Genomic DNA, 11,644 nt, shown 5'->3' with positions numbered 1-11,644 from the left:
CGTACTCACGCTGCTGGGCTATTCGATTCAGGATAAGTCTGCGAAGCAATCGATGTTGGTCGGCGCGGGGGTATCCGCGCTGTGTGTTTTGATAGACTGGATACGCGCCATCCACATACCGGAAGCGACACCTCTCATACTGGCATGGCCCTGTGCGCTAGTTGCAGCCTTGCGATCGCGCGCCACGATCACCCAGATCAAATCGCGTTGCCTCAGTGTGCAGGAGCACCGTCAACGCTCACGGGGATGACCGATCCATAGGCTCATCGTCGTCGATGCATGATATTGCGTAGTCACCTGGTTGAATGAGCACTTGACGCGCGTGGCGAACCACGAGTTCACTGATCTCCTGCGCGTTCGACGGCGCAGTCTCCCAATGATGCCAATAGAGATTGACCTCGACCTTATGGTCAGGAGCTAACCGTATCAGCTTTCCCGCGTCGATCAGCGGCGCGGCTTGCAAGCGAGGAACAAGTCCATACCCAATCCCTTTCTCGATTGCAGCCAGCAAGGCAGAAGGAGACGGGAAGTAGTGTGCCGCGTAGTTCCTTACCTCAAAATCCAGAAACCGTTCGAGAAACTGCGCATGCAATCCATCTTTCTTGTTATAGAGCACAGCAGGCGCGGAGAGGACGCCGTGCAATCCCAGCCCCTGTGGGAAAAATTTTTCGGAAAACGCGACGTTCGCTACGCACTCGTATTCCATCATGCCAATGGATTCGGCTAAAAAACCTGTCGGGGACTCACTCGAGGTTGAAACACAACCCATCGCTTCACCCTTGGCAAGCAGTGGCAGCGTGTAGTCCTGGTCGTCAACGATTAGTTCGACGGCTACGTTTCTTTCCGCAATTTCCCAAGCAACGGCTTCAAACCATGTTGCGAGGGAATCTGCATTAACAGCGATAGCTATACGAGGCTGCGTATCATCCATCGGCTTGATCTGCCGAACAGTATCCGCTTCAAGCATCTTGAGCACGCGGATATGCCGCAACAGAACCTCACCCGCGGGCGTGGGAGTGTTACCGTCCCTCAGTACCAGTGGAGTTCCAAATTCTTCTTCCAGAGCTTTAAGCCGGAGAGATACTGCACCGCGAGTTACGTTCAACAACGCTGCCGCACGACCGAAATGCCGCGCTTCCGCGATCGCAAAAAAAGCTTCGAGTTGTTGACGATCAAAATTCATGTCGATGAAAGATCAACGCCACAAGGTCACGCTTAAGACGCTACTCTGTAAATCGAAACAATATTCTCCGCCATCACCTCGAGGGACGATTAACACGCGATTCGATCTGCAGAATCGCGCCAGGCGCACCACGGCTACGGAATAGAGCACCACAAACCCTCATCCCAATGAGTGATTTGCCTCCCATTCATGCCGGCAAAAGGCCTGTCGCTCGATAAGTCGCGATCATCGTGTCAAAAAGCTTGATATCAGAACGGCTACGGGCCATAAGCTGAGCACCCGCGACAGCAGCATAAATAGCGAGCGCTCGCCGTTTAGCCTCTTTTGAGTTGCCGACTACGCCTGCCGCTAATAAGACCTTTCCGAGCCAAGCAACATTGACGTCAGCGAAGATCTGGACCTCCGTCTTAACGACGTCCGGGAGATCGTCATACTCTGCCGCCATAAAGCTGGACAAACACATACGGTTGTCATTCTCAAGTGACCTGCGAAACGTTTCTGGGTATTTACGCAGGCAAATGAGAGGATCTTGCACATCGGTCAGCAGCGCTTCCAGCGTCGATGCCGAATCTTCCCAGTACCGCTTGGCGACTGCGGCGGCCAGGTCTGCCTTGCTCGGGAAATGATAATAAAGGCTTGCTGCCTTGATACCCACCTCCTCCGCCAGGTCACGGACATTCAATCCACCATAGCCGTGCGCCTGCGCGATTTTGGTCGCTGCAGCCAAGATCTTGTCGCTGGAATTTGTGCTTACCTGGCTCTTCACGGCTTTCGCCCTCGACGAAAAGTGTTGACTGTGCCGTATTGTAGCCCACATCTGACGATCTAACAAACGTTAGTCAGTTTTCTGTACGCAGGCCTTAGTCTCGAAAGACTCACGTCGAGTGCCAAGGCTGCAACCTGCTGAACAGGCTGTGGGGCGGACGGTCTGCTCGCTTCCCCAGGGCAGGATCGCGACCGAGACGAGCATCACACAGCGGACTGCAATACCCATGGCGTCTACAGGGAAAGATCAGGACAGGAAATCAGCTCAACACCGTGCCCGGCAATCAGGTCAGCGAGCGCAAGCGTTCTTGAAGTTCAACGGAGAGCGCGGCAAACCAGGTGTCTTCCTCTCCGGGAGGTGGAAGAATGCGACCAAACTCCAGCACGCTCGGACCCGGAATGTCGGAAATATAGACCCAAACGCTTTCCCTGGAGGTTCCCGCAATTTCGGAAACCTCGTCAGCAATGCGCATTAGCAATTGGTCTTTTTGCTCTTGGGTTCGCCCTGATCGAATATCTGCACGGATCCAGATCTGGTCAACCGATGCCTCGGTCCCACCGATGAAATGGGATTGGGCCCCTAGTTCATTGAAGATAACCTGCACGAAGTAGCGCGGAGCGCGACCCACTTCATGATGTATCTCCGTGACAGACTTTGCGATTTGCGCGCGTTGGTCGGAGGAAAGTCGTCCGGTTTTAGTCCAGCAAACATAGGTTGGCATGTCGCCCTCCTTTCGTGGAACAGGCTAACTAACATATGGTAGCTACTAATCGGCTGGTCTGCTAGACATCCTAGGATTGTCCACACGCCCGGTTCGACGAGAAGCCGCACTCCGCTTCAAGCGACGGATTGCCGGCTTGAGCGCCATTCTCAAGTAACTGGTCAAGCACGTCGCTCACGTTGCCACAGATCTACGACGTACAACCCGGAGAACTCTGAGCATTAACTAAGGTGCGGCGCCCAGTATCGATACGTATGTGAATGCCTGAGCGGCCTTTGTCGTAGCCGCCCCAATTCCGTTGCACGACCTTTCAGCTAGCTCGCTCTTCACGTCTTTTTCCCTCCACGAAAAAGTTGTTGACGAGATGCACGACAACGTCTATCTTTTTATCTAACAAACGTTAGGTAGTCACAAAGCCTGACTTTTTGCATCGTCTGTCAACTTCCACAAAAGGCAAGCCATGAACTCGGAACTCGTTTATCAGGATGCGACCAAGCTGGCCGAGCTGATTCGCACCAAAGAAGTCTCTCCGGTAGAAGTCGTGCAAGCGCATCTCGACCGGATATCTGCCGTGAACTCCAAGATCAATGCGATCGTTACGGTGGCCGATGACGCGCTCAAGGCGGCGAAGGTGGCGGAGGCCGCGGTCCTGTCGGGTGAAACACTCGGCCCGCTCCACGGGGTACCCTTCACGGCGAAGGATTCGATCGACACCGCAGGCGTACTGACGCAACGCGGCTCACCGATATTCAAGGGCCGCCGCCCCCATACCGATGCGACCAGCGTTGCTCGCATGAAACAGGCCGGTGGCATCCTGCTCGCGAAGACGAACCTCCCGGAGTTTTCCTACTGGATCGAGAGCGACAACCTGCTCACCGGTGCGACGAACAACCCTTGGGATCTGACCCGCACGTCCGGCGGCTCGAGCGGTGGCGAATCGGCGGCCATTGCAGCGGGCATGTCGCCGATCGGTCTCGGTACTGATCTCGCCATCTCGGTGCGTGGCCCAGCCGCACAAACCGGCATCACCTCGATGAAAGCCACCCACGGCCGCGTGCCCATGACCGGCATCTGGCCTCGCGCGCCGCGCCGCTTCTGGCATGTCGGCCCCATGGCCCGTTCGGTGCGCGACATCGCGCTCGCCTTCTCTCAACTCGCCGGCCCCGATGGCCTGGACGCCTTTGCCTCCAGCACTGTCCCGTTCGACGCCGGCATTGGCCGTCAACCGTATCGTCAACTACGTGTGGGCTGGATGGTCGGCCCTGGCTTCGGGCCGGTCGATCCCGAAGTCACGGCGACGGTGCGGGCAGCAGCAGAAGCGCTGAAGGACATCGGCGTCTTCGTCGAGCCGGTGGGCATTCCCGCGCTCGAGCGTGATTTCGCGCTCGACGTGTTCAACAAGCTGCACGTCATGGAAATGAAGCCGGCCTTCGCCGAGGCCAGCGCCGGCCGGCGTCAGGACGAACTCTTCAAAATGGCAAAGACCATGCTCTCCCTGCCCGACACCTCGATGAAGGACTACATCGAGGCCGAGCAGGCAGCCGAGCGCATCCGCGACGGCTATGCCGACTACTTCGCGCGATACGACGCGCTGATCACTCACGTCCTGCCGATTCCGGCCCACAAGCACGGTGTCGAGGAATTCGTCATCGACGGCCAAAAAGTAGATGCCACCTATCTTCAAGGTGCGACGGTACCGCTCAACGTCGCCGGCTTGCCGGGCGTCTCGATGCGTTTCGGCACGAGCAAGGAGGGTCTGCCGATCAACGTACAGATCGTCGGCAAGTGGCAAGCAGAGTCGACCATTCTCCACGTTGCCTCGCTGCTCGAGGCCGTGAGCCCGGTACGCGGTATTCGCCCGACACTCTGACTTCAGCAGCGTCCGGAAACCACGAGCTTCTGGACGCAATACTTTTCAACAGGAGCATGAAATGTCCGTCTTCAATGTGCACGTCCCCGCAGGCAGATATTCGCGGGAGCACAGAAAGAAGATCGCCGATTCGCTGGCTCAGTCCCTTGCGGATAGCTTCGGCCTGCCCGTAGAAGACTAGTTCGTCACTCTGATCGAGCGCGAGGACAGCTGGATGTTCATTCACCCGACGTACATGGACATCAAACGATCAGCAAACGATCGTCCAGCTACTGCATGAAAACGTCGGAATCGATCCGGACGAAGTGTTCATTTCACTCGTGCCCATTCCGCCGGAAAACTTCTCCTTCGGTCGAGGGTTCAGTCCCTTCGACAAAGGTGACTAACAAGAACCTCACTTGCCGCTGTTATATACCACTTCAGCGAAAGACAGCTCCGACTTGGCCTACAGGCCGACGCTACCGAATCAGCTTTATTCAACAATGGTCATCAGGAGAAACCCATGACCACCGATCTTACCTATGCCGACGCAACCAAGCTGGCCGAGCTGATTCGCACCAGGAAGGTTTCCCCGGTCGAAGTCATGCAAGCGCATCTGGACCGCATCGAAGCCCTCAATCCCAGTCTGAACGCAATCGTCGCCGTCGCGGACGATGCGTTGAAAGCAGCGAAAGCAGCGGAAGCCGCCGTGATGGCACGGCAAAAACTTGCTCCGTTACACGGTGTTCCCTTCACCGCCAAGGATTCGATCGATACAGCCGGTGTGCGAACCCAGCGCGGCTCGCCGATCTTCAAGGGGCGCGTTCCCGACACTGACGCAACAACCGTTGCCCGCATGAAACAGGCCGGCGCAATCCTGCTGGCGAAAACCAATCTTCCGGAATTCTCCTATGCCATCGAGACCGACAACTTGCTGTCGGGACGCGCCAACAACCCGTGGAATCTGGACCGCACGCCGGGCGGGTCGAGCGGCGGCGAATCGGCTGCTATCGCTGCCGGCATGTCACCGATAGGCTTGGGCAGCGACGTTGCCATCTCGCTGCGTGGCCCGGCGGCCCATACCGGCATCGTGGCGCTCAAGGCTACCCACGGTCGCATTCCCATGACGGGTCTCTGGCCGCGCGTCTCGCGCCGCTTCTGGCATGTCGGTCCGATGGCCCGCACCGTGCGAGACATCGCACTCGCCTACTCGCTGCTGGCCGGGCCGGACGGCGCAGGTGGTTACTCGACGAGCCCGCTGAAGCTGGACATTGGCGTGAGCGCGAACCCTGGTCAGCCGCTTCGAGTGGGCTGGCTGGTGGATTCGGGCCTCGGTCCGGTGGACAACGACGTCGCCGCGACCGTGCAAGCCGCCGCCGAAGCGTTGAAGGGCCTGGGCATCATCGTCGAGCCTGTACGTATCCCTGTACTCGAACAGGTCGATGCCATCGACGTGTTCTGGAAGCTGCAGGAAATGGAGGCCAAGCCCGACTTCCAAAAGGTGACCGCCGGGCATGAGTCTGACATCTTCAAATATGTCCAACTCGTCTATGACACACCGGACACCTCTATCAGCGATTTCGTGCAAGCAGAACAGCAGGCCGAGGAACTGCGCGATGGCTTCGTCGACTACTTCCAGCGTTACGACGCGCTACTCAGCCCGGTGACACCGGTGCCGGCACACGAGCACGACGCCGCAGAGTTCGTCATCAATGGCCAGACGGTGTCGTCCCTGCACATTCCGCGGGCGACCGTGCCGTTCAACGTGACAGGACTACCGGGGCTGTCGATGCGCTTCGGCACAAGTCGCGACGGACTGCCAATCTCAGTCCAGCTAGTCGCGCCGTGGCTGGCGGAGTCCACCACTCTATACCTGGCTTCGCTACTTGAGAACGTGAGTCCGGTTCGCGACCTTCACCCCGACTTGCCGGGCATGGGCGTACGGGCGTGATCCCCCCAGCGCCTGCGCTTCGGCCTTGCACAGTGCAAGGCCAACATTGCCGACCGTAAAATCGGAATCGGGAAATCAGAGATCAACAGGAGTGAAATGTGGATATCGCGATACGCCTCACCCAACCAGGCGGTCCGGAAGTCCTCCGGGTCGAACCGATCGAGAAGGCACACCCTGGCCCCGGCGAAGCCTGGATTGAACAGGAAGCAATTGGCGTCAACTATCTGGATGTTACCCAGCGCAACGGAACTGTCCCGATTCCGCTCCCGAATGGCCTGGGACTTGAAGCGTCCGGTCTTGTGACTGCTACCGGTGCCGGGGTTACCAATGTCGCTGTAGGTGACCGTGTTGCCTACATCCTGGGGCCGCTAGGTAGCTATGCGAGCGGCCGGCTTTATCCAGCCGACCGCCTCATCCGACTCCCGGACGAGCTAAGTACAGAAGATGCGGCAACGGTGCTATTCAAAGGCATCACCGCCCATTATCTGCTGCACAGCACCTATGCGGTCAGCAGCGGCAGTATCGTGCTGCTCTATGGAGCCGCCGGTGCGCTAGGCCAACTCATGGCACCGTGGGCAAAAGCATTAGGCGCCTTCGTCATCGGCGTAGTATCCAAAAACCTAAGCGTGGCACGTGCGCAGGCCGCCGGCTGTGATGCGGTTCTCGTATGGGGGGACTGCGATCTGCCATCTGAAGTCGCCAAACTCACGAGCGGGCAGAAAGCCGACGTGGTCTACGACGGTATCGGCAAGCCGACCTTCACTGCTTCGCTCGACTCTTTGCGAGCCCGTGGCATGATGGTTTCGTTCGGCGCATCCGGCGGGGTGCCCGACCCCGTCCCAATCGGCACGTTGAATGCCAAGGGGTCTCTGTTTCTCACACGGCCTGGACTCGCGGCGCACGCAACCGATCTGCAAGAATATCGCCGTCGGGCAAATGCTGTGTTTGCTGCAGTGGCCGCTGGCGTAATCAAGGCCGCCCCGTCGAAAGTCTTTCCGCTGGCCGACGCAGCGGCGGCGCATGCGGCGCTCGAAAGCGGCACGGCAGGAGGCGCGGTACTGCTCAAGCCATAAAGGAACTTCGGCTCTACCGGCACTTGCAATCGTTGACTGTCGCCCTGCCTCCGGTCAACGACTACCCGTCGCGGCCAAGCGGGGCGGCGTTCTCGGCTCCGGCTCGTCGAGTCATGCTGTCCCGTACGTTAATGTGGCCTTTTTCATCGATAAGGGCGTACGCAGGCTGACAACTTCATCCTTGCAGGATGGAATCACAGCTCCATCCTGGATCCAACGCTGCTGGATCTCCACCTTCGATACACAATCGCGGATCGCGTTGACACATACGACAGTCTCCACACCTTCTGCACATCGCATTCGCATTCGCATTCTAACAATCGTTAGTTAGTTGTTGACGCCCGGAACGTCTATCTTTATCATAAATCTACCTATCGTTAGTTTGACAAGGAAAAGGAAATGATGAAGATCTATGACTGGTTCGATGGCCCCTATCCGGCCCGCGTTCGCATCGCTATCGCAGAAAAGAACCTGCAGTCCCGGGTGCGCTTCGAATCCGTCAATCTGTGGAAAGGCGAGCACAAGTTGCCGGAGTTTCTCGCCATTAACTACTCGGGCACGCTGCCCGTGCTGGAACTCGAAGACGGTACGCGCATCGCCGAATGTACCGCCATCACCGAGTATCTCGACAATCTCGACGGGGCACCCACGCTGACCGGCCGAACAGCCCTCGAAAAGGGCCTCATCCACATGATGAACAAGCGTACCGAGATCGAGTTCCTCGATGCCGTCAGCGTCTATTTTCACCACAGTACGCCGGGGCTTGGCCCGCACGTCGAGCTTTATCAGAATCCCGAGTGGGGCAACCGCATGCGTGACAAGGCGGTGCGCGGCATGCGCTATCTCGACGGCGTACTGCAAAAGCAACCGTATATTGCAGGTGATTTCTTCTCGATGGCCGATATCGCCGTGATCGGCGGGCTGGTCTTCACCAAGATCGTGAAACTCGAGGTTCCCGCCGAACTCGAGGCGCTGCACGCTTGGCACAAGAAGGTTCAGGAGCGTCCGAGCGTACAAAACTGGATGACGATGTCGGGACCTGCACCGGTCTAGATTCCAGTTCACCCGCCAATGACAGAAGCTCCCGGGACGCACCTCCGGGAGCTTCTGTCATTCGGTCACGACTCACGGAAAACCGCCCGCCCCAATCGAATAGGGATAAAGAATGGAGAATTTGATCGAAATTGTGCTCCACGCAGGTCATGGAGCCGTAGACGTATCACTATATACCCTGCTGCCAATCATGGTCGTAATGATGATCCTGCTACGAGCACTCGAAGTATGGGGTGTTCTGGACTGGTTCATCCAGATCTTGGCTCCTGTCGCCCGCCCCTTCGGCCTCACCGGCATGGGGGTACTGGCCATGGTGCAGATCAGTTTCGTCAGCTTCGTAGCGCCATTGCCAACCTTGGCGCTCATGGAGGACCGTGGCACCTCCGATCGCCATCTGTCCGCTGCCCTGGCTGCGGTGCTGGCTATGGCGCCGGCCAACGCACTATTTCCGATGGCAGTCGTGGGACTCAAAGTCGGACCGACGCTCGCCCTGTCCGCATTGGGTGGAATCATGGCCGCCTCCAGCACTTACTGGCTGTTTGGCCGCACGCTGTCCACGGCAATGCACGAGACCACAGCTTTCGAGCAAGAAGCCACGAACAAACCGTCTTCGCTCCTGAAAATCATCAACGTGAGCGGAGCCGAGGCCATCCAGATCGTGATCAACATCATCCCGATGCTGCTGGCATCACTGGTCGTCGTCACGGCACTGCAACAGGCGGGAGCCATCCAGTGGCTCGAAACCATACTCACCCCGGTTCTCTCTCATCTCGATATCGACCCTGCGTTCACGTTGCCTAGTTTGACCAAGTATCTCGCAGGCAGCACGGCGTTGGTTGGAGTCGTGCATGATATGGCTGTCCGACATATTCTTCCGGCAGCCGTGACGACTGCAGGAGGCGCGGGGTTCCTGCTCCACCCCCTGGACCTTCCTGGCGTCGCCATCCTTTTGTCTGCCGGGACTCGTATCGGCAAGAACGCCATGCCCGCTATCGCCGGTGCCTGTGTAGGCATCGTGCTACGCACGGTGCTCGGTGCCTGCCTCGGATAAGCGCAATGATCGGGGTTATGCCCTCTATGTTATGCCCTCGTTGGCTGTTCCCCTGTGCTGCGTTCGGCACCCTCTGCTCGCTACGGAACCCGCTTTTCAGATGGGGCTGACTCGCCGAGATTCAGCACCATGTACGCCCGACCTTTGCCGCATGCACCAGCCAGTATTCCTGCCGACATTACCCTGGTCATCCCGACAAGATTTCCAACCTACGAAGCTCATATCGAGCCCCCGACAAACGAGAATAACTTCGTGTTTGTCGGGGGCTCGAATGCCCGTCAGGCGGAAACCGTACTCGATTCGTCTTGTTCCGCATAGATCGGTTCGCTTTCATGAATCCGTACCGCCCTTCGGTGGAACGGCTCCCGTCTCCCTCGCGAACCAGGCTGCCGCGCGAGAGAGTATGTCGCGCTCCATCTCCAGTTGACGGACCTTACGACGCAGCCGCGTGAGCTCCTGCCGCTCGGCCGTGGTCAGCCCGTCCTAGCGTACACCAGCATCGCGATCGGCTTGTGCAACCCAGTTGACGATGGTCTGCGCCGTTGGCTCGAACTCACGCGCAAGCTCCTGCGGTGTGCGTCCGGCCCTGACCAGTTCCACCATCTGCGCCCGAGATTCTGCCGGGTACGGCGTACGAGTCTTGCTCATTTCGGCACCTCCTCTTGAAAAAGAATAGGTGTCCGTTCTTGCGGGTCAATCTCAGTCGTGGGATTTGGGGCGGCGACAATGGGGACTCGCTGCGGGATAAATGGAAGGGTGCCACCACTTATCGACGGCTGGCGACCACTGCACTGTTCCTGGATTGCTCTATGCCATCTGGTCACTCCGCGTCGATCAGGGCGAAACACCGTATGTCGGAGCGGACCAGCATTAGAGCCAGAATCGGAGGGCTGGTACCCGAAGTTTCTGGGATTTACTCTCGGTCTGGCAGAAAGTCCTGCCAAACCGATTCAGCCTTGACCCGCAGTATGTTCCGCATCCGGCGCGCTTCTTCCATCGGTGGCTGTCCGAAAAGACGCTTGAATTCCCGACTGAACTGCGATGGACTTTCATAGCCAACGCGGGCGGACGCATCGACTGCCGACAACCCGCTACGGATCATCAACAAGCGAGCCTGATGCAAGCGTGTCGATTTCAAATACTGGATCGGAGTGCTTTGTGTGATAGTCCTGAAATATTTGTGAAACGATGGCAAGCTCATGTTTGCTTCGCGTGCCAGATCTGCAACTTCGAGATGTTCGTGGAATGATGTCTGGATCTTGCGGATGGCTCGCGCAATCTGACCAAAGCGATCCCTCTGCGTCAGTGCTGCACGCAACGCGGGACCTTGTTCGCCGACCAACACTCGATAGTAAATCTCTCGTAACAGGCCAGCACCGAGTGCATGCGCCTCAAGTGGGCGTTCGAGTGCGCGCAAGAGCCGTAACACCGTGTCGGCTAATTCGTCGCCCATCTCCGTCGATACCATGCTGACCGGCATCGCATCGGGCACGGGTAGCGCGCGCTCTAGTGCGAGCAATAGATCGGCAAGCATCGTCAAATCCAAGCGAATCGAAAGAGCGAGAAGCGGTTCTTTTTTCGTCGCTTCCGTCTGACTGATGAACGGCAGCGGCACGGACAGAACCAGATAATGCTGAGCGTCGTACAGATACGTACGTCTGCCGAGAAATCCTCGCTTCCTCCCCTGGCAGACGATCATGATGCACGGTTCGTAAAGCACTGGCGTATGTGGGAGCGATGCGTTGGCACGCAGCAATCGAACGTCGGCCAGTTCTGTGCGGTTATATCCCTCGTCAGGCGCGAGTCGGAGTACGTGCGCCACCATCTTTTGTTGAAATCTCGCGCGTGATGCAGTCATCGAAATCCCCTTTTTATCAATGTACACCCGAACAGTCGAGAAGGCATCAGAAGGTTTTTATAGAAATAGGCAATCTTTGTTTTCTTATAGGTATTCGCAGACTAGTACGGAACTCGTAGCATGCTTGCTGTCGATTGAT

11 protein-coding genes are annotated in these 11,644 nt (G+C 57.7%); 6 read left to right on the top strand and 5 right to left on the bottom strand.

All coding sequences use genetic code 11. The features are described from left to right. Positions 1-238 precede the first annotated feature (238 nt). The 3 genes from C7411_RS29440 to C7411_RS29430 all read right to left on the bottom strand — a co-directional run bounded on the left by C7411_RS29440 (position 239) and on the right by C7411_RS29430 (position 2,670). Positions 239-1,183, bottom strand: a complete 945-nt coding sequence (locus C7411_RS29440; protein WP_110387508.1) for an HTH-type transcriptional regulator ArgP — start codon at positions 1,181-1,183, stop codon at positions 239-241. A 187-nt stretch (positions 1,184-1,370) separates the two neighbouring features. Beyond that, positions 1,371-2,000, bottom strand: a complete 630-nt coding sequence (locus C7411_RS29435; protein ID WP_081645154.1) for a TetR/AcrR family transcriptional regulator — start codon at positions 1,998-2,000, stop codon at positions 1,371-1,373. Between the two features lie 232 nt (positions 2,001-2,232). Continuing rightward, the gene (locus tag C7411_RS29430; RefSeq protein WP_110387507.1) at positions 2,233-2,670 is read right to left on the bottom strand and encodes a tautomerase family protein; all 438 of its coding nucleotides are present in this window, start codon (positions 2,668-2,670) and stop codon (positions 2,233-2,235) included. A gap of 460 nt (positions 2,671-3,130) precedes the next feature. Here C7411_RS29430 and C7411_RS29425 point away from each other — a divergent pair, with 460 nt between their 5' ends. From C7411_RS29425 to C7411_RS29400, 6 genes are all read left to right on the top strand, one after another. Next, a complete protein-coding gene (locus tag C7411_RS29425) occupies positions 3,131-4,540 on the top strand; it encodes an amidase (protein WP_110387506.1) in 1,410 nt (469 codons plus the stop codon). 260 nt (positions 4,541-4,800) lie between these two features. After that, the gene (locus tag C7411_RS39045; RefSeq protein WP_110387505.1) at positions 4,801-4,926 is read left to right on the top strand and encodes a tautomerase family protein; all 126 of its coding nucleotides are present in this window, start codon (positions 4,801-4,803) and stop codon (positions 4,924-4,926) included. A gap of 116 nt (positions 4,927-5,042) precedes the next feature. Continuing rightward, positions 5,043-6,470 (top strand): amidase, encoded by a 1,428-nt coding sequence (locus tag C7411_RS29415; RefSeq protein ID WP_110387504.1) that lies wholly within the window; start codon positions 5,043-5,045, stop codon positions 6,468-6,470. Positions 6,471-6,568: 98 nt separating this feature from the next. After that, entirely contained in the window at positions 6,569-7,543 is a 975-nt protein-coding gene (locus tag C7411_RS29410; protein ID WP_010811208.1) for a quinone oxidoreductase family protein, read from the top strand. 402 nt (positions 7,544-7,945) lie between these two features. Beyond that, positions 7,946-8,596 (top strand): glutathione S-transferase, encoded by a 651-nt coding sequence (locus C7411_RS29405; protein WP_110387568.1) that lies wholly within the window; start codon positions 7,946-7,948, stop codon positions 8,594-8,596. Between the two features lie 112 nt (positions 8,597-8,708). Further along, positions 8,709-9,647 carry a nucleoside recognition domain-containing protein gene (locus C7411_RS29400; protein ID WP_110387503.1) on the top strand — a complete coding sequence of 313 codons (939 nt, stop codon included), beginning with the start codon at positions 8,709-8,711 and terminating at the stop codon, positions 9,645-9,647. Between the two features lie 483 nt (positions 9,648-10,130). Here C7411_RS29400 and C7411_RS29395 read toward each other — a convergent pair whose 3' ends face one another. Together C7411_RS29395 and C7411_RS29390 are read right to left on the bottom strand one after the other, a co-directional pair. After that, a complete protein-coding gene (locus C7411_RS29395) occupies positions 10,131-10,295 on the bottom strand; it encodes a transposase (protein WP_110387502.1) in 165 nt (54 codons plus the stop codon). A gap of 265 nt (positions 10,296-10,560) precedes the next feature. Further along, positions 10,561-11,505, bottom strand: coding sequence for an AraC family transcriptional regulator (locus C7411_RS29390; protein ID WP_110387567.1), 945 nt, complete (start codon positions 11,503-11,505; stop codon positions 10,561-10,563). Positions 11,506-11,644 lie beyond the last annotated feature (139 nt).

Origin of the sequence: Paraburkholderia silvatlantica, from assembly GCF_003096715.1 — a bacterium.
Lineage (GTDB): Bacteria > Pseudomonadota > Gammaproteobacteria > Burkholderiales > Burkholderiaceae > Paraburkholderia > Paraburkholderia silvatlantica.
This window is presented reverse-complemented; position numbering and strand designations above follow the sequence as displayed.

Excerpts from the sequence above, each read along its gene's own strand:
- C7411_RS29415 (WP_110387504.1), top strand. The coding sequence starts at position 5,043 with ATGACCACCGATCTTACCTATGCCGACGCAACCAAGCTGGCCGAGCTG.
- C7411_RS29430 (WP_110387507.1), bottom strand. The coding sequence starts at position 2,670 with ATGCCAACCTATGTTTGCTGGACTAAAACCGGACGACTTTCCTCCGAC.
- C7411_RS29400 (WP_110387503.1), top strand. The coding sequence starts at position 8,709 with ATGGAGAATTTGATCGAAATTGTGCTCCACGCAGGTCATGGAGCCGTA.
- C7411_RS29440 (WP_110387508.1), bottom strand. The coding sequence starts at position 1,183 with ATGAATTTTGATCGTCAACAACTCGAAGCTTTTTTTGCGATCGCGGAA.
- C7411_RS29395 (WP_110387502.1), bottom strand. The coding sequence starts at position 10,295 with ATGAGCAAGACTCGTACGCCGTACCCGGCAGAATCTCGGGCGCAGATG.
- C7411_RS29435 (WP_081645154.1), bottom strand. The coding sequence starts at position 2,000 with ATGTGGGCTACAATACGGCACAGTCAACACTTTTCGTCGAGGGCGAAA.
- C7411_RS29390 (WP_110387567.1), bottom strand. The coding sequence starts at position 11,505 with ATGACTGCATCACGCGCGAGATTTCAACAAAAGATGGTGGCGCACGTA.
- C7411_RS29425 (WP_110387506.1), top strand. The coding sequence starts at position 3,131 with ATGAACTCGGAACTCGTTTATCAGGATGCGACCAAGCTGGCCGAGCTG.
- C7411_RS29405 (WP_110387568.1), top strand. The coding sequence starts at position 7,946 with ATGAAGATCTATGACTGGTTCGATGGCCCCTATCCGGCCCGCGTTCGC.